General features: G+C 67.8%; 20 protein-coding genes. 13 read left to right on the top strand and 7 right to left on the bottom strand.

The genetic code is table 11. The features are described from left to right. On the top strand, positions 1 to 1,146 hold the full coding sequence (dapE, locus tag RXV79_RS10635) for a succinyl-diaminopimelate desuccinylase (RefSeq protein ID WP_316703404.1): 1,146 nt from the start codon (positions 1 to 3) through the stop codon (positions 1,144 to 1,146). Next, on the top strand, positions 1,143 to 2,027 hold the full coding sequence (gene prmB, locus RXV79_RS10630; protein ID WP_316703403.1) for a 50S ribosomal protein L3 N(5)-glutamine methyltransferase: 885 nt from the start codon (positions 1,143 to 1,145) through the stop codon (positions 2,025 to 2,027). Before dapE ends, prmB begins: the two co-directional genes overlap by 4 nt. Here prmB and RXV79_RS10625 read toward each other — a convergent pair whose 3' ends face one another. After that, a complete protein-coding gene (locus RXV79_RS10625) occupies positions 2,028 to 3,260 on the bottom strand; it encodes a cystathionine gamma-synthase family protein (protein ID WP_316703402.1) in 1,233 nt (410 codons plus the stop codon). Positions 3,261 to 3,297: 37 nt separating this feature from the next. On the opposite strand from RXV79_RS10625, the gene RXV79_RS10620 reads away from it, so the two are divergent. Beyond that, the gene (locus RXV79_RS10620) at positions 3,298 to 5,256 is read left to right on the top strand and encodes an ABC-F family ATP-binding cassette domain-containing protein (protein ID WP_316703401.1); all 1,959 of its coding nucleotides are present in this window, start codon (positions 3,298 to 3,300) and stop codon (positions 5,254 to 5,256) included. Here the strand turns inward: RXV79_RS10620 and RXV79_RS10615 are convergent, their stop codons facing one another. Continuing rightward, a complete protein-coding gene (locus RXV79_RS10615; protein ID WP_316703400.1) occupies positions 5,257 to 7,179 on the bottom strand; it encodes a methyl-accepting chemotaxis protein in 1,923 nt (640 codons plus the stop codon). It abuts the gene before it with no gap. 161 nt (positions 7,180 to 7,340) lie between these two features. Between RXV79_RS10615 and RXV79_RS10610 the strand changes: the two genes are divergently transcribed. Together RXV79_RS10610 and RXV79_RS10605 are read left to right on the top strand one after the other, a co-directional pair. Continuing rightward, the gene (locus RXV79_RS10610; protein WP_316703399.1) at positions 7,341 to 7,832 is read left to right on the top strand and encodes a MarR family winged helix-turn-helix transcriptional regulator; all 492 of its coding nucleotides are present in this window, start codon (positions 7,341 to 7,343) and stop codon (positions 7,830 to 7,832) included. 37 nt (positions 7,833 to 7,869) lie between these two features. Beyond that, positions 7,870 to 8,295 carry an organic hydroperoxide resistance protein gene (locus tag RXV79_RS10605; RefSeq protein ID WP_316703398.1) on the top strand — a complete coding sequence of 142 codons (426 nt, stop codon included), beginning with the start codon at positions 7,870 to 7,872 and terminating at the stop codon, positions 8,293 to 8,295. An 18-nt stretch (positions 8,296 to 8,313) separates the two neighbouring features. Here RXV79_RS10605 and RXV79_RS10600 read toward each other — a convergent pair whose 3' ends face one another. After that, entirely contained in the window at positions 8,314 to 9,255 is a 942-nt protein-coding gene (locus tag RXV79_RS10600; protein ID WP_316703397.1) for an asparaginase, read from the bottom strand. A 57-nt stretch (positions 9,256 to 9,312) separates the two neighbouring features. On the opposite strand from RXV79_RS10600, the gene lexA reads away from it, so the two are divergent. Further along, complete coding sequence (gene lexA / locus RXV79_RS10595) at positions 9,313 to 9,987, top strand: transcriptional repressor LexA (RefSeq protein WP_257823697.1); 675 nt, start codon at positions 9,313 to 9,315, stop codon at positions 9,985 to 9,987. Between the two features lie 8 nt (positions 9,988 to 9,995). After that, on the top strand, positions 9,996 to 10,313 hold the full coding sequence (locus tag RXV79_RS10590; protein WP_316703396.1) for a helix-hairpin-helix domain-containing protein: 318 nt from the start codon (positions 9,996 to 9,998) through the stop codon (positions 10,311 to 10,313). 313 nt (positions 10,314 to 10,626) lie between these two features. Here the strand turns inward: RXV79_RS10590 and RXV79_RS10585 are convergent, their stop codons facing one another. The 3 genes from RXV79_RS10585 to RXV79_RS10575 all read right to left on the bottom strand — a co-directional run bounded on the left by RXV79_RS10585 (position 10,627) and on the right by RXV79_RS10575 (position 14,288). Beyond that, the gene (locus tag RXV79_RS10585) at positions 10,627 to 13,047 is read right to left on the bottom strand and encodes a penicillin acylase family protein (protein WP_316703395.1); all 2,421 of its coding nucleotides are present in this window, start codon (positions 13,045 to 13,047) and stop codon (positions 10,627 to 10,629) included. Positions 13,048 to 13,143: 96 nt separating this feature from the next. Then, positions 13,144 to 13,782 (bottom strand): LysE family translocator, encoded by a 639-nt coding sequence (locus tag RXV79_RS10580; protein WP_316703394.1) that lies wholly within the window; start codon positions 13,780 to 13,782, stop codon positions 13,144 to 13,146. Beyond that, complete coding sequence (locus tag RXV79_RS10575) at positions 13,782 to 14,288, bottom strand: DUF1993 domain-containing protein (protein ID WP_316703393.1); 507 nt, start codon at positions 14,286 to 14,288, stop codon at positions 13,782 to 13,784. The genes RXV79_RS10580 and RXV79_RS10575 overlap by 1 nt, the downstream gene beginning before the upstream one ends. Before the next feature lie 101 nt (positions 14,289 to 14,389). Here RXV79_RS10575 and RXV79_RS10570 point away from each other — a divergent pair, with 101 nt between their 5' ends. Together RXV79_RS10570 and RXV79_RS10565 are read left to right on the top strand one after the other, a co-directional pair. Beyond that, positions 14,390 to 15,400, top strand: coding sequence for a D-2-hydroxyacid dehydrogenase family protein (locus RXV79_RS10570; RefSeq protein WP_316703392.1), 1,011 nt, complete (start codon positions 14,390 to 14,392; stop codon positions 15,398 to 15,400). Next, positions 15,397 to 16,614 carry an MFS transporter gene (locus RXV79_RS10565; protein WP_316703391.1) on the top strand — a complete coding sequence of 406 codons (1,218 nt, stop codon included), beginning with the start codon at positions 15,397 to 15,399 and terminating at the stop codon, positions 16,612 to 16,614. The genes RXV79_RS10570 and RXV79_RS10565 overlap by 4 nt, the downstream gene beginning before the upstream one ends. Positions 16,615 to 16,621: 7 nt before the next feature. Here the strand turns inward: RXV79_RS10565 and RXV79_RS10560 are convergent, their stop codons facing one another. After that, positions 16,622 to 17,605, bottom strand: a complete 984-nt coding sequence (locus RXV79_RS10560; protein WP_316703390.1) for an aldo/keto reductase — start codon at positions 17,603 to 17,605, stop codon at positions 16,622 to 16,624. A gap of 164 nt (positions 17,606 to 17,769) precedes the next feature. On the opposite strand from RXV79_RS10560, the gene RXV79_RS10555 reads away from it, so the two are divergent. The 4 genes from RXV79_RS10555 to malE all read left to right on the top strand — a co-directional run bounded on the left by RXV79_RS10555 (position 17,770) and on the right by malE (position 23,005). Further along, entirely contained in the window at positions 17,770 to 18,837 is a 1,068-nt protein-coding gene (locus RXV79_RS10555) for a LacI family DNA-binding transcriptional regulator (protein ID WP_316703389.1), read from the top strand. Between the two features lie 165 nt (positions 18,838 to 19,002). Continuing rightward, a complete protein-coding gene (locus RXV79_RS10550) occupies positions 19,003 to 20,673 on the top strand; it encodes an alpha-glucosidase (RefSeq protein WP_316703388.1) in 1,671 nt (556 codons plus the stop codon). 11 nt (positions 20,674 to 20,684) lie between these two features. Further along, a complete protein-coding gene (locus RXV79_RS10545) occupies positions 20,685 to 21,770 on the top strand; it encodes an ABC transporter ATP-binding protein (protein WP_316703387.1) in 1,086 nt (361 codons plus the stop codon). A 41-nt stretch (positions 21,771 to 21,811) separates the two neighbouring features. Beyond that, positions 21,812 to 23,005, top strand: a complete 1,194-nt coding sequence (gene malE, locus RXV79_RS10540) for a maltose/maltodextrin ABC transporter substrate-binding protein MalE (RefSeq protein WP_316703386.1) — start codon at positions 21,812 to 21,814, stop codon at positions 23,003 to 23,005. Positions 23,006 to 23,018: the final 13 nt, after the last annotated feature.

Below are 23,018 nucleotides of genomic sequence, written 5' to 3'. Positions count from 1 at the left end.
ATGTCGGCTGCCCTCTCCCTGACCGAACAGCTGATCGCCCGCCGCTCGGTCACCCCCGACGATGGCGGCTGCCAGGACCTGATCGCCAAGCGCCTCGCGCCCCTCGGCTTCGAATGCGAGACGCTCGCTTTCGGGCCGGATGCCTTCCGCGTCACCAACCTCTGGGCCGTGCGCCGGGGCCGGCCCGGCAGCAAGCTGCTCGTCTTCGCCGGCCACACCGACGTGGTGCCCACCGGCCCGCTCACGCAGTGGACGAGCGACCCCTTCGTGCCCACGCACCGCGAGGGCAAGCTCTACGGCCGTGGCGCGGCCGACATGAAGACCTCGATCGCCGCCTTCGTGGTGGCGGCAGAGGAGTTCGTCGCGCAGCACGGGGAGCGTTGCGGAAGCATCGCGCTGCTCATCACGAGCGACGAGGAAGGCCCCTCGGTCGACGGCACCGTCAAGGTCTGCGAGGCACTCAAGGCGCGCGGCGAGAAGCTCGACTACTGCATCGTCGGGGAGCCCACCTCGGTCAACACGCTCGGCGACATGATCAAGAACGGCCGCCGCGGCTCGCTCTCGGGCAAGCTCACCGTCAAGGGTGTGCAAGGCCACATCGCCTATCCGCAGCTAGCGAAGAACCCGATCCACCTCGCAGCCCCCGCCCTGGCCGAGCTGGCCGCCATCGAGTGGGACCGCGGCAACGAATACTTCCCGCCGACGAGCTGGCAGATGTCGAACATCCACGGCGGCACGGGTGCGTCGAACGTCATCCCCGGCGAACTGGTGATCGACTTCAACTTCCGCTTCTCGACCGAGCAGACCGTCGACACACTGAAGGCGCGCGTAAACGCCGTGCTCGACAAGCACGGCCTCGACTACAGCATCGCCTGGGCGCTCAGCGGCGAGCCCTTCATCACGCCGCGCGGCGCGCTGGTGGAATCACTCGACGCGGCCATCCGCAGCGAGACGGGCGTGACGACCGAACTGTCGACCACCGGCGGCACCTCCGACGGCCGTTTCATCTCGAAGATCTGCGAGCAGGTCGTTGAATTCGGCCCGCTGAACGAGAGCATCCACAAGATCGACGAACACGTGCGGGTGGCCGACATCGAGCCGCTCAAGAACATCTACCGCAAGACATTGGAAGGACTGCTGCTGTGAAGCTCATCGACTGCATCACCGCGCAAGCCGCCCGCCTCAAACAGGCGGGCGTTTCGTTTGGGCATGGCACGACCAACGCGTTCGACGAGGCCGCATGGCTCGTGCTGTGGGCGCTCGGCATGCCGATCGACGAGTTGGAGCCGCACGCCAAGCGCGAGCTCACCGACGCCGAACTCGCGAAGATCGACGTGGTGATCACCGAGCGCATCGAGACGCGCCGCCCCGCCGCCTACATCACGAAGGAAGCGTGGCTGCAGAACGTGCCCTTCTACGTCGACGAGCGCGCCATCGTGCCGCGCTCCTTCATCGCCGAGCTGCTGGCCGATGGCGAGGGCGAAGGCACGCTCGACGCGTGGCTCTCCGACCGCACGCAGCGCGTGCTCGACCTCTGCACCGGCAACGGCAGCCTGGCCGTGATCGCCGCGATGGCCTACCCCGAGGTCACGGTGGATGCCGCCGACATCTCCGACGATGCCCTGGCCATCGCGAAGATCAACGTCGACAGGCACAAGCTTGCGAAACGCATCCAGCTCATCAAGTCCGACCTGCTCGACGATCTGAAAGGCCCCTACGACCTGATCGTCTGCAACCCGCCCTACGTCAACGCGCAGAGCATGCGCGAGCTGCCGAAGGAATACCTGCACGAGCCACAGCTCGCGCTGGCCGGTGGCGACGACGGCATGGACCTCGTGCGCCGCATCCTCAAGGACGCACCCTCGCGCATGAGCGACATCGGCGTGCTCGTGCTCGAGATCGGCAACGAGCGTGCGCACTTCGAGCATGCTTTCCGCAAGCTGGAAGTGGCGTGGCTGGAGACGAGCGCCGGCAGCGACGAGGTGCTGCTCGTCACCCGAGACGCGCTGCAACGCTGGCTGCGCTGATCAGACCTTCGCCAGCGCCTGCTCGAAGTCGGCCTGCAGGTCGACGTAGTCTTCGATGCCGACCGAGATGCGCACCAGCGATTCGCTGATGCCCATCTTCTGGCGCTTCTCCAGGCCCATCTCCCAGAAGATGGTCTGCGCGACGGGGATGGCCAGCGTGCGGTTGTCGCCCAGGTGGCTGGACTTGATGACGAGTTCCAGCGCGTCGAGCATCGCGAAGGTGTCGTGCCCGGGCTTCAACTCGAAGCTCATCAGCCCGCCATAGGCCTTGAACCAGCGTGTGGCGTTCTCGTGCTGGGCGTGGCTCTTCAGGCCCGGGTAGTACACGGCCGCCACCTTGGGGTGCTGCTCCAGCCAGGTGGTGAGTTTGAGCGCGTTGTCGCAGACGCGGTCCATGCGCAGGGCGAGCGTTTCGGCGCCATTCGAGATGCGGTGCGCCGCTTCGGCGCCCAGGGTGGCCCCGAAGTCGCGCAGGCCCTTCTTGCGGATCTGCAGCAGGCCCCAGCTCTTGGGCGCGCCCTTCTTGTAGGGCGCAAGGATGTTGGGGAAGGTCGACCAGTCGAAAAGCCCCGTGTCGGTGATCGCGCCACCCAGCACGTTGCCGTGGCCGCTGATCGACTTGGACAGCGAATTCATCACCAGGCCCGCCTTCACCACGGAGGGCCGGAAGAGGTAGGGCGTGGTCATGGTGTTGTCGACCACGTACAAAATGCCGCGTTCCGCACACAGCTTGCCGATGCCTTCGAGGTCGGCCACCTGCGTTCTCGGGTTGGCAATCGTTTCTACGAAGACAATACGCGTCTTGGGCGTGATGGCCTGGGCCACCAGGCTGGCGTCGGTCGCATCGACCAGCGTCACCGAGCAGCCCAGGTTCTCGAGGGTCTGGAACAGGCTGGCCGTGTTGCCGAAGAGGAACTGGCTGGCCACGATGTGATCGCCCTGCTTGAGCAAGGCGATGAACATCGAGCCGATGGCACCCATGCCGGTGGCGAAGCTCACGGTGCCCACGCCGCCTTCCAGCAAGGTGATCTTGGCTTCGAGGGCGTGCGTGGTGGGGTTGCCCTGGCGGGCGTACACATGGCCGCTGCGCTCGCCCTGGAAGACCGAGGCGAGGTCGGCGGCGGTCTCGTAGCCGTAAGCCGCCGAGGTGTGCAGAGGTTTGTGGGTGGCGCCGTGCTCCACGCCGCCCAGGCGGTCGGCATGGAGAAGTTGTGTGGTGAGGCCGCGGCTCATGGGTGGTCTCGCAAGAATTGGATGAAGCAGTCTCAGCATGATAGTCATCAAGAACGTCACCCTGCGCCGCGGCACGAAGATCGTGCTGCAGGACGCGAGCGTCACCCTGCAGCCGGGTGAAAAGATCGGCCTCGTGGGGCGCAACGGGGCCGGCAAGTCCTCGCTTTTCTCCCTGCTGACGCATCGGCTTCAGTCGGACTCGGGCGACGTGAGCATCCCGCCGCGCTGGCGCGTGGGCGAAGTCGCGCAGAACATGCCCGAGACCGAGCAAGGCGCCACCGATTTCGTGCTCGAAGGCGACACCCGCCTGATGGAAGCCAACGCGGCCCTCGCCGCGGCCGAAGCCGCCGACGACGGCCACGCGATGGCCGATGCCCACCAGGAGATCGCCGAAGCCGGCGGCTTCGAAGCCCGCCCACGCGCACAGGCGCTGCTCATGGGCCTGGGCTTCCGCCTCGACCAGCTCGACGACCCGGTCAACAGCTTCTCGGGCGGCTGGAGGATGAGACTCCAGCTCGCGCGCGCGCTGATGTGCCCGGCCGACCTGATGCTGCTCGACGAGCCGACCAACCACCTCGACCTCGATGCCCTCGTCTGGCTGGAAGCCTGGCTGCAGAAGTTCGAAGGCACGATGATCGTCATCAGCCACGACCGCGAGTTCCTCGACGCGATCACCAAGGTCACGCTCCACCTGGATGAGACGCGCCTCACCCGCTACACCGGCAACTACACCGCCTTCGAGGAGATGCGCGCCGAGCGCCTGCTGCAGGCGCAAGCCAACTACGCCAAGCAGCAGGAGCGCATGGCGCACCTGCAGAAGTTCATCGACCGCTTCAAGGCCAAGGCCAGTAAGGCCAAGCAGGCGCAAAGCCGGGTGAAGGCACTGGCCCGCATGGAAAAGCTGGGCCCGGTGCTGACCAGCAGCGACTTCCAGTTCGAGTTCCGCGAGCCCGTCTCGCTGCCCAACCCGATGCTCGCGTTCTCGATGATGAGCTGCGGCTACAACGGCGTGCCCATCGTGAAGGACATCAACCGCTCGGTGCTCGCCGGCCAGCGCATCGGCATCCTGGGCGCCAACGGCCAGGGCAAGTCGACGCTCGTGAAGACGATCGCGCACGAGATCCCGCTCATCTCGGGCGAGGTCACCGAGGGCAAGGGCCTGTCGATCGGCTACTTCGCCCAGCAGGAGCTCGACGTGCTCTCGCTCGACGACGGCCCGCTGATGCACATGATCCGCCTCGCGCGCGACGTGGGCCCGCAGGCGCGCGAGCAGGAGCTGCGCGACTTCCTCGGCTCCTTCCGTTTCGTGGGCGACATGGTCCAGCAGGCGGTCGGCACGCTCTCGGGCGGCGAGAAGGCCCGCCTCGTGCTCGCGATGCTCGTGTGGCAGCGCCCCAACCTTCTGCTGCTCGACGAGCCGACCAACCACCTCGACCTCACGACCCGCGAAGCGCTCTCGATGGCGCTCAACGAGTTCGAGGGCACGGTGATGCTGGTGAGCCACGACCGCGCGCTGCTGCGCGAGGTGTGCGACGAGTTCTGGCTCGTCACCGAAGGCACCGTCAAGCCGTTCGACGGCGACCTCGACGACTACCAGAAGTGGCTGCTCGAGACCTCGCGCGAAATGGCCCGCGCCGCGAAAGACGCCGCCAGCGGCAAGGTCAGGAAAGAGAAACAGGCCGCCGTGGTCGCCGCAGCTCCGCCCCCCGAGCCGGCCAAGCGCGAAGACCGCAAGGCCTCGGGCCAGGCCCGCCAGAAACTCGCCGAGCAGACCAAGCCGCTGCGCAAGGAGCTGGAAACGCTGGAAAAGCGCATCGCCGCGCTGACCCAGGAGAAGGACAACATCGAAGCCGCCTCGGCCCGCCCTGACCTCACGCCCGCCCAGCGCGTGGAGCAAGGCAAGCGGCTCAAGCAGATCGGCGACGAGACCGAGCAGGCCGAAGGCCGCTGGCTCGAACTCACCACGCAGATCGACGAGCTCTCGGCGGGCGCCTGATCAGAGCCTGAACGCGCGCACCGCCTCGGCGAGCTTCCTCGCCTGGTGCTTGAGGCTTTCAGCCGCGGCGGCCGACTCCTCCACCAGCGCGGCGTTCTGCTGCGTCACCTGGTCGAGTTCGGCCACCGCGCCGGTCACCTGCTCGATGCCGGCGTGCTGCTCCTGCGCCGCATGGCCGATTTCGCCGATCAGGTCGCTCACGCGCTGCACCTGGGCGACGATGTCGCTCATCGTTGCGCCGGCGTCGTTCACGAGCTGCGAGCCCGATTCCACCCGCGTGACGCTCTCGCCGATCAGGCTCTTGATCTCGCGCGCCGCGCCGGCGCTGCGCTGGGCCAGCGAGCGCACTTCGGCGGCCACCACCGCGAAGCCGCGCCCCTGCTCACCGGCGCGTGCCGCTTCCACCGCCGCGTTGAGCGCGAGGATGTTGGTCTGGAAGGCGATGCCGTCGATCACGCCGATGATGTCGGCGATCTTCTTCGAGCTGCTGGCGATGTCGCTCATGGTGGCGACCACCTGGCCCATCATCTCGCCGCCCCGCGCGGCCACGCCGCTGGCAGAGCTGGCGAGTTGCGAGGCCTGCTGCGCGTTGTCGGCGTTGCTGCGCACCGTGCTCGCCAGCTGCACCATCGAGGCGGCCGTGCGCTGCAGGTTGGCCGCCTGCTCCTCGGTGCGCTGGCTCAGGTCGAAGTTGCCCGCGGCGATCTGGTCGGAGCCGGTGGCGATGGAGTCGCTCGACGACTTGATGTGCGACACCACATCGGCGATCGCACCCGCCGAGCCGCCCAGCGCCCGCAGCATCTGGCCCAGCTCGTCTTGCGTTTCGGCACGTGCGCGGAAGCTCAGGTCGCCGCTGGCCAGCGCGTTCGACGCGGCCAGCGCCTGCGCCATCGAGCGCGAGGTCGTGCGGGCGATGGTGACGATGAGCCACGCCGCCGCGGCGCCACCGAGCAGGACCACCGGCACCAGCAGCCACAGCAGCCGGCGCGTGGCGGCGAGCTCGCGCTCGAATTCGGCGTTAAGCACATCGAAGGTGGCCGCGCCAAGCGCGTACTGCGCGTCGACGTGGCCGGTCATCGTGTTGAAGAAGCCACCTGGCGCGAGCGTGAGGGCGGGCGCGTCGAGCACCTGCGACTGGATGAGCTTCACCGCCGCGTCGGCCCCGGCCGCGGCCTGCTGGCGCCGCTCGGCCAGGGGGCCGAGCGCGGCGGCGTCGGCGTCGGTCGCGTGGTCGAGATCGGCATTCACGCGTGCGGCCTGGTCCTGCACGGCTTCGACGAGCTGGCTCAGCGTCACACGGTCGGTCGGGTCGAGCTGGCCCTTGGCCAGGTAGCCGGCGCCACGGGCACGGGCCTGCCCCAGGTACTCGCTCAACTGCGGCAGGCTGCGCAGCGCCGCCAGGCTCAGGTGGTGCGTCGCAGCCACGGTGTCACGCGACAGGCCGCTGGCGTCCAGCAGGTCATCGACCAGCGCCAGCTCTTCCTTGATCAACGCGCTGTGGCGCGCAAAGCTGGCCGGCAACGCGACCTGGCCGCGCTCCACGTCGGCGGCGAGCGCCTGCCACTGCGCACGCAGGCGGTCACGGCGGCTGCTCACGCGAGCACTCGGCTTGGCAGCCGCGGCATCGAGCAACTTGGCCATGGCCGAATCGACCTCCCGCTGCTTCGCCTGCCGCGGCGCCTGCTTGCTGGCGTCGCCGCTGAGCAAGGTGTTGGTGAGGCCCCGGTGCTGCTGCGTGAGCTGCACCAGGCGCAGCACCTCGGCCACGGGGGCAAGACCCGCCTGCTGCCGCTCGCGGGCTTGGATGTGCCGCATCTCGCCGACCACCACATAGGCCGTGGGCGGCACCAGCAGCACCAGGGTCAGCCCCCCGAGCACCGCAAACTTCTGCCAGATCTTGAGCCGGCCAATCCAGGATTTCATGAACGAGGGAGCACGAGGCAATGAAAGCGACCCCCGCTCTATCGACTCGACAACGCGGTACTTGAACGCGCCTGCTTGAGGTGCATCAAATGCCCCTCCTCGGGGCGCAGGAATTATGTTGCACACAATTTAATTGCTCGATTGATTTATCATCCGTCCCCATGCGATCCCTGCGCAACGACTCCCAACAAGCCCGCACCGACTGGCTGCAGCTCGACCAGCAGCTGTGCTTCGCGCTGTATTCCACCTCGCTGGCGATGACCAAACTCTACAAGCCGCTGCTCGCGCCGCTGGGTCTCACCTACCCGCAGTACCTGGCGCTGCTGGTGCTCTGGGAGCGAGATGGCTTGGGCGTCGGCGAGTTGGGCGAGCGGCTCTTCCTCGACTCCGGCACCCTGACCCCACTCCTCAAGCGCATGGAATCCGCGGGTTGGCTCAAGCGCGAGCGCGACTCGGCCGATGAGCGCCGCGTCGTGGTCAAGCTCACACCCCAGGGTCGAGCGCTGCGCCTGAAGGCCAAGAGCGTGCCCCTGCAGCTCGGCCAGGCCATGCAGTGCGACCTGAAAGACATCACGAGCCTCACGCAGCGGCTGCAACAGCTGCGCACCAATCTCCTCGACGCCACCGCGGGTGATGCCGCGGCGGCACATTGACGTCCCCTCTTTCCACCACCCCTGAACGGAGCTTCACATGGCCCTAGAAAAAGTTCTCTACACCGCCCACGCCACCTCGACTGGCGGCCGCACCGGCACGTCCGAATCGTCCGATGGCGCGCTCAAGCTCACCCTGAGCACCCCGAAGGAGCTGGGCGGCGCCGGCGGCCCGGGCACCAACCCCGAGCAGCTCTTTGCCGCCGGTTACTCGGCCTGCTTCATCGGTGCGATGAAGGCGGTCTCGGCCGCACAAAAGATCAAGCTGCCGGATGACGTGTCGATCACGGCCGACGTCGGCATTGGCCCCATCACCGGCGGCTTCGGCATCCAGGTGGCCATGGCGATCAAGATCCCCGGCTTCGAGAAGGCCCAGGCCGAAGCGCTGGTGGCAGCCGCCCACAAGGTGTGCCCGTATTCGAACGCCACCCGCGGCAACATCGACGTCACGCTGACCGTCGTCTGATCGGCAGCCCCTCGCCTGCTAACAGGGCGTGAGAAGCTGAAGGATCAGCTCCACCCGCGCCTTCACAGGCGTGAGTTCCCCGGCCGACGGCAGCACGTCGTCGGCCCGTCCGATCACCCGGCCATTGCCGCAGCGGCTGCTGCGCCACACCGTCACCCCCTGGTCTTGCGCTTCGAGCAGCGCAGCTTCGAGCGCCGCGTGCACCGTGCCGTTGCCGGTGGCCGCGACCACCAGCCCCTGCACACCGATCTCGCAGGCCGCGCGCACGAGTGCACCACTCGCCCCGGCGTGGCTGGTCACGATCTCCACCTGCGGCCAGGCGTCGTCTTCCACCGGCAGCCATTGCAGCCCGAGCGCTTCGCCCTGCGGCCAGGCGCGCCACGCCGTCGTGCGGCCCTCTTCGACCACACCGAGCACACCGGCATCCCCTGAGGTGAACGCGTCAAGCCGGTAGGTGTGGGCCTTTCGCACGTCGACAGCGGCGTGCACCGCACCAGCCACCACCACCACCACGCCCTGCGCACCCGAGGTGCCCGCCACGGTCACGGCGTCGAGCAGGTTCTGTGGGCCATCGGCATTCAGCGAGGTGGCCGGTCGCATGGCGGCCGTCATCGCCACCGGCTTCGTCGGCGCGAGCACGCGTTGCAGGAAATAGGCGGTCTCTTCGAGCGTGTCGGTGCCGTGGGTCACGACCACGCCGGCCACGTCGTCGCGAGCCAGATGGTGAGCGACGCGCAGCGCAAGCGAGCGCCAGATGGCAAAGCCCATGTCCTTGCTGTCGGCCTGCGCGACCTGCTCGCATTCGAGCGGCAGGCCCGCGAGCGCCGGCACAGCCTTCACCAGCGATTCGACACCCAGCTGCGCCGCGGTGTAGCCCACGTTGTCAGCCGCATCGGCGGCGGTGCCGGCGATGGTCCCGCCGGTGCCCAGCACCACGATCGTCCGAGAAGTGTTTTGCATTTCTTGATGAGCTGGATGAAAATACAGGCACTGGATGAAACCTCAGGACGGCCCACGATGGAAGCGCCCAAGCTCACCGAACGCCAACAGCAGATCCTCGATCTCGTGCAAAGCGCCATCGAGCGCACCGGCGCCCCGCCCACCCGCGCCGAGATCGCGAGCGAGCTGGGCTTCCGTTCGGCCAACGCCGCAGAAGAGCACCTTCAAGCCCTCGCCCGCAAAGGCGTCATCGAACTCGTGGGCGGTACCTCGCGCGGCATCCGGCTGAAGTCTGACACGTTGCGGGCGCTCAACGAGATCCGCGGCAAGCAGTTCAGCCTGCCCCTGCCGAGCCTGTCGCAGCTCACGCTGCCGCTGGTGGGCCGCGTGGCCGCCGGCAGCCCCATCCTCGCGCAGGAGCACATCGACCAGACCTACCTGATGGAGGCGAGCATGTTCCCGCGCCGCCCCGACTACCTGCTCAAGGTGCGCGGCATGAGCATGCGCGACGCCGGCATCATGGACGGCGACCTGCTCGCCGTGCAGAAGGCCAAAGACGCGAAGAACGGCCAGATCGTCGTGGCCCGCCTGGGCGACGACGTGACCGTCAAGCGCTTCCGCCGCACGCGCACGAGCATCGAGCTGCTGCCCGAGAACCCCGACTTCAAGCCCATCGTCATCCCCTTCGGCGACGTCGACTTCGAACTCGAGGGCATCGCGGTCGGCTTGATTCGCAACAACATGATGATGTGAGGCAGTTCATGGCCTCGATCAAATCACCGTCCATCAAATCACCGAAGGCCAAGACCGCCGACGAATGCGAGCGCCTGGAGCAGTTGCCCAACATCGGGCCCTCACTGGCCGAAGACCTGAGGCTGATCGGCATCCACCAGCCGCAGCAGCTGCGCGGCAAAGACGCGTTCGTGCTCTACCAGAAGCTGTGTTCGGTGACCGGCACGCGGCAAGACCCTTGCGTGCTGGACACCTTCATGGCGGCGACCGATTTCATGGCGGGTGCGGCGCCGGCACCTTGGTGGAACTACACGGCGCAGCGGAAGGCGTTGTTCGGATCGGTCTAGGCGCCCTGGGGTTGAGCAAGAGCGCTGCGGCGGGGCGCCGTGTTCCGTTCATGTCCCCCTTCCTTGAGCCTCCCGGCTCAAGGAATTCCTCCTAATACTTCACTGCACACGGCGCCCCACCGCAGCGCTCCAGCACCAGCGTGCACAGCCCCCCGCACGCATGCCACCGTGTCTCGCGGGAAGGGCGCGGGGTGAACGGCGGAGTGAAGTATTAGGAGGAATTTGGTGACCCGGCAGGGTCACCAAAGGGGGACATGAACGGAGCCGTTCACCCCGCGCCCTTCCCGCCGCTCCGAACGACGCAGGCGAGAACTCAGGAAGCCCGAGACTTCAACACCAGCGCCCGCTTGGCCGGCTCAGAGGCCCACACCGGCACCCCCTGCACCTCACGCCAGCGGTCCATGAAGCTGCGGTACTGCGGCGAGAAGACGATCCCCGACTGCCCCGTCGAATGCATGAAGCGTGACTTGCCGGGGTCGGCCAGGTCGTACACCGCACGGAACGACGGCCCGTGCTCGTCCAGGTACAGCTCGCCCGTGGTCGCATCGGGCTTCTGCGACACGCGAGACACGTTGACCGTGTAGGTGTCGCCACCCACCGGCGTGCGCAGCTCAAAATACTTCGCCAGCAGCTTCACCCGGCTGAACGGCCGGTGCTCCGAACGCGCCTGGTGCGCCTTGCCCCACTGCCACTTCGACACGTCTGCGCCCTGCGCGGCCTGCAGCTCGTCGAGGGCACGGGTGAACGCGGCGTCGATCTGGTCCTGGCAACTTTCCTGCGCCGGCGTGCCCTTGTCGTCGCACCACCAGGCATCGTTGCGATCGAGTGCGCCCTCCAGCGCCTCGCGGAAACTGCGGGTGGCGATGAGCTTGTCGAACTGCGCGGCGCCCACCTCGTCGCGAAAGATGCCCACGGTCAACTGGCGCGCCCAGGCCCAGGCGATCAGCGGTGCGGCCTTGTCGGCGGCCATCGTGCCGTCGAACGAGGCCAGCTCCTTCTGCGCAGCGCCCGCCAGCGCATGCTGCGATTGCGCCTTGCGCAGGAAGGGCAGCAGCCGCTGCGTGCCGAGCGACACTAGATCGGCCTGCATCGCCTGCAGGCTCGCCAGGCTGTGCTTGGGCTTGGCGTTGAGCAGCTGCTCGATGCGCTGCTGCCGGTACGGCGCGGCCCATTCGCTGGTCAGGAAATGCGGGTAGTCGGCCGGGTGGATGCGCTGGTTGGCGGTGGCGATCCAGCCACGCGGCGGGTCGGTCTCGCGGGGCGTCCAGGTCGGCTCGAGCACGCCGGCCCAGTCGTAGCGCGAGTCCCAGCCCGGCGCGGGCACCAGGCCCTTGAGGTCGTTTTCCGGCTTGCGCACCGGCACCCGCCCGGCCGAGACCATGCCGATGTGGCCATCGACGTCGGCCACCACCATGTTCTGCATGGGCGCCAAGTGCTTGCCGGCCGCCGCGATGAACTCGGGCACCGAGCGCGCGCTGTTGAAGGCGAGTGCGGCGTCGAGCGTGCCGCTGTCTTTGTCGAGCGCCGTCCAGCGCATGGCCAGCACGTAGGCAGGACGCGACGACGACACGATGCCCTCGGTCACGCCGCCCACGTCAGAGATCACCGGCCCGTGCCGCGTGCTGCGCGCGGTGAGCGTGACCTCGTTGCCGCCGCGCACCTTGATGGTCTCGGTGACGCTCGAGAACTTCGCCCAGCCTTCGGGCGTCTGGTACTCGTTGGCGTCGTCGGGGTTGACGCGCTCGATGTAGAGGTCTTGCACGTCGGGCCCGGTGTTGGTGAAGCCCCAGGCGACGTGCTGGTTCTGGCCCAGCACCACCATCGGCAGGCCGGGCATGGTGGCGCCGGCCACCTTGAAACCCGGCGCCTCGAGCCGCGCGAAGTACCACAGGGCCGGTGCGGTGAGCTTCAGGTGCGGGTCGTTGGCCAGGAGCGGCTTGCCACTCTCGGTGTGCGAGCCATGCACCACCCAGTTGTTGGAGCCCACGCCTTCGATGCCCGACTCGGGCGCGGCGCTGAGCGCCGTCTGGCCGAGGTTGGCGTTGAGCTTGAGCCCCCGGTAGAGCGCGGCGTAGTCGGCCGTGGCCAGGGGCTTCTCGCCGGGGTACGGCGGCAGCAGTTCCTGGATGCGCTCGACGGGCATCTGCAAGGCCATTCGCAGGCGCAGCAACTCGCCCGACCAGTTGGCGCCCAGGTCCCAGGCCATCATCGTGGCCCAGCCCATGCTGTCTTCGGGCACCCAGGGCTCGGGCTGCACGCCGGTCAGCATGAACTCGGGCGGGCGGGCGCTCAACTCGTTCTGCACATAGGCGTTGATGCCGGCGGCGTAGGCGTTGAGCGCGGCGCGGCCTTCGGCGCTGACCTGCTCCCACTGCTGGGCGGCCATGCGGCGCACGCCGAGGGCGCGCAGGAATTTGTCGGTCTCGAGCGCCGATTCGCCGAAGGCCTCGGACAGGCGGCCACTGGCAATGCGCTTGTGCGTCTCCAGTTGCCAGAGCCGGTCTTGCGCATGCACGTACCCGAGGCCGAAGAAGGCGTCGTCGCGAGAAGCGGCCTTGATGGTCGGGATGCCGTCGGCATCACGCTCGATGCGCAGCTCGCTCTTCGGGCCGCTTTGCAGCGTGATCGTGCCCTGGGTGGTGGGCAGCACGCGCCGGCTGTAGATCCACAAGGCCACGGCCACGATCAGCGCGAGCCACAGCAGCGCCCAGGCGCCGCGACGTATCCATTTCATGTGTTGTCGTCCTGTCTCCATCCAACGGGACGGAGCGTAACCGCAGGCGCGGTGCGGCGGCCATCCTGCGAAGCGACGAACGCCAGCCGCGCGGGTTCAGCGGCTGCTGACGGCGAGCCGGATGCCCAGCCCGATGAACATCGCTCCCGCGGCACGCTGGCACCACAGGCCGAGGCGGCGGCCCTGCACCTGCTCCGCGAACCGTTCGCGCGCGGTGCCGGCCAGCCAGGCGAAGGCGAGCGTCACGAGCGTGCCGTTGACGGTGAAGACGAGGCCCAGCAACGCAAACCCAAGTGCCTGGTGCGGTGCCTCCGGCGTCATGAATTGCGGCAGGAACGCGAGGAAGAAGAGCGCCACCTTGGGGTTGAGCGCGTTGGTGAGCACGCCGCGCCAGAAGACGCGGTGCACGTCGGGTGGCGCCGATTCGTGCCCCCCGCCGGCACGCGCGCGCAGCATGCCGAAGCCCATCCAGACCAGGTAGCCGGCCCCGGCCCATTTCACGAGGTTGAACGCCAGCTCCGAGCTGGCCAGCAGGGCCGACAGCCCGATGGTGGCGAGCGCCACATGGAAGAGGCAGCCGGCGCCGATGCCCAGCGCCGCCAGCAGGCCGGCCCGGCGCCCGCCGCTCGCGGCATGGCCGGCCACGTAGAGCATGTCGGCGCCGGGGGTGACGTTGAGCAGCAGCCCGGCCGCGATGAACAGCGGCAGGTCGTGCACCCCGAGCGCCTCGAGCATCAGAGGCCCGCGAGGAAATCGCTCTTGCCGAGCTCCACGCCGTTGTGGCGCAGCAGGGCATAGGCGGTGGTCACGTGGAAGTAGAAGTTGGGCGTGGCGTAGTGCTTGAGGTAGGCCTCGCCTTTCATCACCAGCACGCCGTCACGGCGGGGCACGTTGATGTCCTTCTCTTCGGTGCCGGAGATCTGCTCGGCAGGCACCGACTGCACGAACGCGATCGTCTTGGCGATGCGCGCCTTCAGGTCACCGAGGCTCGCCTCGTTGTCGTCGTGCTTGGGGGCGTCGACGCCACCCAGGCGGGCGATGCAGAACTTGGCCGTGTCGCAGGCGATCTGCACCTGGCGCGTGAACGGCAGCATGTCGGGCGCGAGGCGCGCCACCAGGTAGACCGCCGGGTCGAACTTCTTGGCTGCGGCGTGGGCCTCGGCCTTCTCGATGAATTTGCTCAGGTTGGTGAGCATGCGAACGAACATGGGCACGCTGGCCGAGTGCATGGTGATGGGCATGGGGAATCTCCGTTGTCGTCTCGGTATTTTTGAGAGCCCGGATGCTACTTCCTGCGGGCACAATCGACCGGTCCTTCCGAGATGGCCTCACTGCGCACCTGATGAACATCATCATCCTCGACGACTACCAAGACGCGGTGCGCAAGCTCAAGTGCGCCGCGCGCCTCGAACACCTCAACGCCAAGGTCTTCACCAACACGGTCAAGGGCATCGGCCAGCTCTCGGTGCGCTTGCGCGACGCCGAAGTGCTGGTGCTGATCCGCGAGCGCACCCACTTCCCGCGCCAGTTGCTCGAGAAGCTGCCCAAGCTCAAGCTGATCGCGCAGACCGGGCGTGTCGGCCCGCACATCGACGTGGAGACCTGCACCCGCCTGGGCATCGCCGTGGCCGAAGGCACGGGCTCGCCCTTCGCGCCGGCCGAGCTGACCTGGGCGCTCATCATGGCGGCGATGCGCCGGCTGCCGCAGTACATCGGCAACCTGAAGCACGGCGCGTGGCAGCAGTCGGGCCTGAAGTCGGCCTCGATGCCGTCGAACTTCGGCATCGGCATGCTGCTCAAGGGCAAGACGCTCGGCATCTGGGGCTACGGCCGCATCGGTGAGATCGTGGCCGGCTACGGCCGGGCCTTCGGCATGAACGTGGTGGTCTGGGGCAGCGAATCGTCGCGCGAGAAGGCGCGCGCCGCCGGCCACGCGGTGGCCGAGTCTCGCGACGCCTTCTTCGAGCAGTCCGACGTGCTCAGCCTGCACAAGCGCCTGTCGGACGAGACGCGCGGCATGGTCAAGCTCGACGACCTGTCGCGCATGAAGCCCACGGCTCTGCTCATCAACACCTCGCGCGCCGAGCTGATCGAAGAAGGCGCGCTCGTGTCGGCCCTCAACCGCGGCCACCCCGGCATGGCGGCGGTCGACGTGTTCGAGAGCGAGCCCATCCTGCAAGGGCACCCGCTGCTGAGGCTGGAAAACGCCATCTGCACGCCGCACATCGGCTACGTCGAGCAAGACAGCTACGAGATGTACTTCGGTGCCGCCTTCGACCACGTCGTCAACTTCGTGAACGGCAACCCGACGGGCATCGTGAACCCCGCGGCCTTGAAGGTCCTGCGCGGATGACGGCCGCGGCGCCACTCACACCGCACCAGCAAGTCACGCGCGCCCGCTGGGCCCTGATGGCCGGCAACTTCGCCATCGGCTGCGGCGTGATGGTGGTGGCCGGCTCCCTCAACGACCTGATCCGCTCGCTCGGTGTGAGTGTGGCGCTCGGCGGCCAGCTGATCTCGATCGCGGCGGTGATGATGTGCTTCGGCGCGCCGGTGCTCGCCGCCCTGCTCGGCCACTGGGACCGGCGCCGCCTGCTGGTGCTGGCGCTCGTGTGGTTCGCCATCGGCCATGGCCTCTCCGCCATCGCGCCCAACTACGCGCTGCTGCTGCCGCTGCGAGCGCTCTGCGTGGTGGCCGCGGCCGTCTACACGCCGCAGGCTGCGGCCGCCATCGGTTTCGTCGCGCCGCCCGAAGAGCGTGGCCGCTCGATCATCTTCATCTTCCTCGGCTGGTCGGTGGCTTCGGTGGTGGGGATGCCGGTGCACAGCTTCATCGGCGAAGCCTTCGGCTGGCGCTGGGCCTTCGGGCTCGTGACCGTGCTGTCGGCCGGCGCGGCGTGGTGGGTGTGGGTGGTGATGCCCGACGGCATCAAGCCGCCGACCATGCGCCTGGCCGAGTGGCGCGAGGTGTTCACGCACCCGGTGCTGATGGCCATCATCCTCGTCACGGCGCTGTCGGGCGCGGGGCAGTTCACCCTTTTCGCCTACATGGCGCCCTACTACCGCCAGGTGATCGGGGCCAACGCGGCCGAAACGAGTTTTCTCTTCTTCTGGACGGGTGCCTTCGGGCTCCTCGGCAACCTGCTGCTCTCGCGCTACATCGACCGCGTGGGTGCGGCACGCATCGTGGCGCTCGCGATGATCGGCACCGCCTTCAGCATGCTGATCTGGCCGCTCGCGACTGGTGTGATCACGATGGCGCTCGTCATCCTGCCGTGGGGCCTGGGCGGCTTCGCCTCCAACTCGGCGCAGCAGGCGCGGCTCGGCCTCGCCGCGCCGCACCTCGCCACCGCGTTGATGGCGCTCAACTCATCGGCCATCTACCTCGGCCAGGCGGTGGGCGCCGCCGGCGGCGGCATCGTGGTGGCCGCACACGACGCGCTGGGGGAATCAGGCGACGATCTCTACAAGAACCTGCACTGGATCGCACTCGCCTGGACGGTGGTCGCCATCTCGCTGAGCGTGTGGGCGCAGCGCCAGACCATCAAGCTCGGCGGCAAGGTCTGAGCCGCGCTCACCAGCGCTGGTGCACGTGCGGCTTGGCGAAACGCTCGTAGACCTGCTGCACTGCGGCCATCGTCTCGGGCGTGATCGCCGGCAGGTCGGCCGCCGCGGCGTTGTCTTCCACCTGCTTCGGCGAGCGCCCGCCCGGAATGCTGCAGGTCACGGCCGGGTGCATCTGGATCCAGCGCAGCGCGAACTGCGCCAGCGTCTGGCCGGCGGGCACCAGCGGCTTCAGCGCTTCCACCGCCTGCAGGCCGAGCTCGAAATCGAGGCCGGAGAAGGTCTCGCCCTTGTCGAAGGCCGCGCCCTCGCGGTTGAAATTGCGGTGATCGTCTTGCGCAAACGTCGACTCACGCGTGAGCTTGCCGCTGAGCAGGCCTGACGACAGCGGCAGGCGCGCCAGGATGCCCACACCGCGCCGCTGCGCCTCGCCGAAGAAGAGATCGGCGGGCCGCTGGCGGAAGATGTTGTAGATGATCTGGATCGACTGCACGCCGGGGTATTCGATCGCCTTCAGCGCCTCTTCGACCTTCTCGACGCTCACGCCGTAGTGGCGCAGCTTGCCGGCCTTCACCAGGCCATCGAGCACCTCGAACACCTCGGGCCGGTACAGCACCTCGACCGGCGGGCAATGCAGTTGCAGCAGGTCGATCGCCTCGACCTCGAGGTTCTTCAGGCTGCGCTCGATGAAGGCGGTGAGGTTCGCCTTGTTGTAGCCGTCGGCGGTGTGCGGCGACAGGCGCCTCCCCGCCTTGCTCGCCACGTAGAACGGCTCCGAGCGCTCTCGGCGCAGGCGCGCGATCAGCCGCTCGCTGTGGCCGTCGCCATACACGTCGGCGGTGTCGAAGAAGTTGATGCCAAGGTCGAGCGCGCGGTGCAGCGCCTTCATCGACGCTTCATCGTCCACCGCGCCCCAGGTGCCGCCGATGGCCCAGGCGCCGAAGCTCACAGTCGACACGTTCCAGCCAGTGCGGCCGAGCGGGCGGTATTGCATGTGTTGTCTCCTGCTGGTTCTTTGGGTGAGCCGCGCAGGATAGAGAGCCACATCGACCGCGTCCAATCTCGTTTGCAGCGGCCCCGATGCCGTAACCGGCATGTATCGCGAATCAGACCGCCCGTCAGGCGAGGCTATAGTGCCCGCGACTTTCCGAGACCCCGATGCCCACCGACGAGACCTCCTCCGTGCAGACCGGAGCCCGCAGCGGCCGGGTGCGCCTGACGCTCGCCGACGTGGCCGCCACGCTCGGCATCAGCCGCACCACGGTCTCCAACGCGTTCAACCGGCCGGAGCAGCTCTCCAAGGAGTTGCGCGAGACCATCCTCACCACCGCCCGTGAACTCGGCTACTTCGGCCCCGACCCGAAGGCCCGCGCGCTGCGCCGCAAGGAATTGCGCGAAGTCGCGCTCGTGTTCCACCACGACCTGCCCTACGCCTTCAACGACCCGCTCACGCTCGACTTCATGCGCGGCGTGGCACGCCAACTGCAGCAGCGCGGCCTCACGCTGCAGCTCATTCCGATGTTCTCGCGGCAGATCGAGCCCACGCTCGACGTGGCCTTCAAGACCACCGCCGATGCGCTCATCTTCCACGCCGAGGTGGCACCGGAGTTCGCGTCGATGGTGCGCGCCGCGCCGCTGCCGCTGGTGGTGGTCGACACCATGGTGCCCGGCGCGCCGTCCGTCTGCCTCGACGACCGGCGCGGCGCCGAGCTCGCAATGGCACATGCGCTCAAGGCCAAGCCCGACGTGGTGCTGGTGCTCTGCTTCTTCGTCGACGAAGAGCCGATGAAACGCGCCCAGGCCGCCCGTGCGCCGCGCAGCCCGTTCAACACCTGCGAGCGCGTGGCCGGCTACGCGCAGGCCGCCCGGCGCGCCGGCTTCGATGCCTCGCGCATCGTCTGGCACATCGTCGACGACGGCGACCCCGAAGCCGCCGCGCTGCGCGCCGTGGAACAGGAGCGCGCTCGCCTCTGCAAGCACCAGCGCATCGCGGTGGTCGCGATGAGCGACCGCATTGCGCTCGCCGCGATGGGCGCGATGCGCAGCTGGCCGAAGGTGGAGCTGGTGTCGGTGGTCGGCTTCGACGACATCCCCGCGGCGGCTGCGGCCGGCCTCACCACCGTGCGGCAAGACGGCGTGGAAAAAGGCGAAAGCGCCGTGCGTGTGGTGCTCGACGACGAACCGTCGGTGGTGCTGCCGCTCACGCTGGTCGCGCGCGACACCTGAAACCCGTACCTCGGGTACATCCCTGAGACCTAGGGAAAGCCCGCTCTTTCTCGATTCAGAAGCTTCACTACAGTCGCGTCCAGCCTGAAGTCGAGGCTTTCGCGGGATGTAACTGCGTTACATCTGAATCGTTCAAGAGCACAAGAAATCGTCCCCTCACAAGCCATGAAGAGCGACCCCCAGACCGTGCTGGCCCCGGCGACCCACGACCGTGATTGGTGGCGCGGCGCCGTCATCTACCAGCTCTACCCGCGCAGCTTTGCCGACGCGAATGGCGACGGAGTCGGCGACTTCGCCGGCATGGTCGAGCGGCTCCCCTATGTGGCGAGCCTGGGCGTCGATGCCATCTGGGTGTCGCCCTTCTTCCGCTCGCCGATGAAGGACTTCGGCTACGACGTCAGCGACTACCGCGACGTCGATCCGCTCTTCGGCACGCTGCAGGATTTCGATACCCTCGTGGCGCGAGCCCACGAGCTGGGCCTGAAGGTGATCGTCGACCAGGTGCTGTCGCACAGTTCCGACCAGCACCCGTGGTTCATGCAGAGCCGCGCGAGCCGCGACAACGCCCGCGCCGACTGGTACGTCTGGGCCGACCCCAAGGCCGACGGCACGCCGCCCAACAACTGGCTGAGCATCTTCGGCGGCTCGGCCTGGCAGTGGGACACACGCCGCCGCCAGTACTACCTGCACAACTTCCTCGCGAGCCAGCCCGACCTCAATTTCCACAACCCGGACGTGCAGAAGCAGTTGCTCGACGACCTGCGTTTCTGGCTCGACCGCGGCGTGGACGGCTTCCGCTTCGACGCCTGCATCTTCCATTTCCATGATCTGAAGCTGCGCGACAACCCGCCGGCGCAGAAAGCCGACACGCTCTCGGTGCCGGCCTCCAACCCCTACAGCTTCCAGCGCCACCTCTACGACAAGACACAGCCCGAGAACATCGGCTTCCTGCAGAAGATCCGCAACCTGCTCGACGAGTACGGCGCCGCGAGCGTGGGCGAGATCGGCGACGACGACTCGATCAAGACCATGGCCGCCTACACCAGCGGCGGCGACAAGCTGCACATGGCCTACAGCTTCAACCTGCTGGCCACCGAAAGCAGCGCGGGCTACATCCGCCGGCAGGTGGAAGAGCTGGAAGCGCAGATCGCCGACGGCTGGACGAGCTGGTCCATCGGCAACCACGACGTGCCGCGTTTCCTCAGCCGCTGGGGCGGCGTGGGCGCGACGGGCGACTACACCAAGGTGGCGTTGGCCATGCTCGCCTCGCTGCGCGGCAGCGTCTGCTGGTGGCAGGGCGACGAACTCGCGCTGACCGAAGCCGACATCCCCTACGAAAAGATCCAGGACCCCTACGGCATCACCTTCTGGCCGGAGTTCAAGGGCCGCGACGGCTGCCGCACGCCGATGCCGTGGTCACGCGACCTCGTGCATGCCGGCTTCAGCGGCGGCCGCCCGGTCGAGCCGTGGCTTCCGGTGCCAGCCGAGCATTCGGCCCGCGCGGTCGACGCGAGCGAAGCCGACACGGCCTCGCCGCTGCACTTCATGCGGCGCTTGCTGGCCTGGCGCAAAACGGAGTCGCGGCTGCTGCGCGGCGGCATCCGCTTCGTCGATGCGCCCGAGCCGGTGCTGGCCTTCTATCGCACGCCCGACCAGGGCCCGGAGCTGCTGTGCGTCTTCAACCTCGGCCGCACGCCGGTCGAGATCGACGCGCCGGCCAACGGGCTGCAGCAGATCCACACCGGTGTCGACGAGCACCTGGAAGCCACCCTCGCCGGCGAGCGCATCACCTTGCCCGCGCATGGTTTCTTCTACGGGCAGCACGGCAGCGTCTAAGGTCCCGATCCATGGCCACCCTCAAGCTCAGCGGTTTGCGCAAGTCCTTCGGCGAGGTCGAGATGCTGCATGGCATCGACCTCGAGGTGAACGACGGCGAGTTCCTCGTCTTCGTCGGCCCCTCGGGCTGCGGCAAGTCGACTCTGCTACGTTGCATCGCCGGGCTGGAAGAAATCACCGCCGGCGAGCTGTACATCGGTGACACCCTGGTCAACGACGTGCCGCCCGCCGAGCGCGGCATCGCGATGGTGTTCCAGAGTTACGCGCTCTACCCGCACATGAGCGTGGCCGAGAACATGGCTTTCGGCCTGCGCCTGGCCGGCTACAGCAAGCAGGAGATGAAAGACGCGGTGCAGCGCGCCGCACAGACGCTGCAGATCGAGCACCTGCTCGACCGCAAGCCCAAGGCGCTCTCCGGCGGCCAGCGACAGCGTGTGGCCATCGGCCGCGCCATCGTGCGCAAGCCGGGGGTCTTTCTCTTCGACGAGCCGCTCTCGAACCTCGACGCCGCGCTGCGCGTGCAGATGCGGGTGGAGCTCTCGCGCCTGCACCGCGAGCTGCGCACCACCATGGTCTACGTCACGCACGACCAGGTCGAGGCGATGACGCTTGCCAACCGCATCGTGGTCGTGAACGCCGGGCGCATCGAGCAGGTCGGCGCGCCGCTCGATCTGTATCACCGCCCGGTCAACAAGTTCGTCGCGGGTTTCATCGGCTCGCCGAAGATGAATTTCCTCGACGCGACCTTGGGCGACGCGAGCCATGTGGTCCTGAAGGACGGCAGCGTCGTGCCCGTCTCGCCCAGCACTGACGCCGCGCGCACCGCCGCCGTCGGCAAGCCCGTGACGCTCGGCATCCGCCCCGAGCACATCCATGCCGACCGCACGCCAGGCGAAGGCGCGGTGAAAGCCACCGTGCAGCTCGCCGAGCACCTGGGCGACACCACCTACCTGCACCTGCTCGTGCCCGGCGCGCCCGAGCCCATCACCGTGCGCACCGCACCCGACAACCCGCTCAACACCGGCGACACCGCATGGCTGCACCTGCCGCGCGAGCGTTGCTTCGTATTCGACGAGCAGGGGCAGACCCTGCCATGACCCTTGCCAAAAGACCCCATCACAACCAGGAGACAGAAAGCATGCAGACCAAACGCACCCTCCTCGCGGCCGCGGCCGCCCTCACCCTCGGCGCCACCTTCGCCCCGCTCGCGCAGGCCGCCGAGCCCGGCAAGCTGCTCGTGTGGATCAACGGCGACAAGGGCTACAAGGGCATCATCAAGATCGGCGAGGAGTTCACCAAGAAGACCGGCATCCCGGTCACGGTGGAGTACCCCGAAGACGCGCCGAGCAAGTTCCAGGCAGCCGCCGCCGCCGGCAAGGGCCCCGACATCTGGATCTGGCCGCACGACCGCATCGGCGAGTGGATCGAAGGTGGTTTGCTGCAGCCGGTGACCCCGAGCAAGAAGGTCCAGGCCGACATCGACCCGCTGGCCTGGAAGGCGTTCACGGTCGGCGGCAAGACCTGGGGCTACCCGATGTCGATCGAAGCGGTGGCGCTCGTCTACAACAAGGCGCTGGTGCCCACGCCGCCCAAGAGCTTCGAAGAGGTGATCGCGCTCGACAAGAAGCTCTCGGCCTCGGGCAAGAAGGCCATCCTCTGGGACTACAACAACACCTACTTCACCTGGCCGCTGCTCTCTGCCAACGGTGGCTACCCCTTCAAGCAGAAGGCCGACGGCACCTATGACGCCAAGGACACCGGCGTCAACAACGCCGGCGCACTGAAGGGCGCCGAGCTGCTGTCGAAGATGATCAAGGACGGCGTGATGACCAAGGGCGCCAACTACGCCGAGATGGAAGCCGGCCTCGCGCAGGGCAAGGTCGCGATGATGATCAACGGCCCCTGGTCGTGGGACAACCTGAAGAAGGCCAACGTGAACTTCGGCGTCGCCAAGATCCCGACCGTGGCCGGCAAGAAGGCCGCGCCTTTCGTCGGCGTGCTCGGCGCGATGGTCACCAAGGCCACGCCGAACAAGGACCTGGCGGTCGAGTTCCTCGAGAACCACATGCTCACGGTCGACGGCCTGAAGAAGATCAACGACGACGTGCCGCTCGGCACGCCGGCCAACAAGGCCTTCTTCAACGAGCTCAAGAACAACCCCAACATCCAGGCGACGATGGCGAGCGCGCAAGACGGCGCCCCGATGCCCAACAACAAGGAGATGGGCCGCTTCTGGTCGTCGATGGCCTCGGCGCTGCAAAACATGACCGAGGGCCGCCAGTCGCCCAAGGAAGCGATGGACGCCGCCGCCAAGCGCATCGCTGCACCCTGAGCTTCGACGATCC

It is taken from the genome of Piscinibacter gummiphilus (genome assembly GCF_032681285.1).
Taxonomy (GTDB): Bacteria; Pseudomonadota; Gammaproteobacteria; order Burkholderiales; family Burkholderiaceae_C; genus Rhizobacter; species Rhizobacter gummiphilus_A.
Note: the sequence above shows the minus strand (reverse complement) of the source record. Positions and strands in the feature narration are given on the sequence as shown.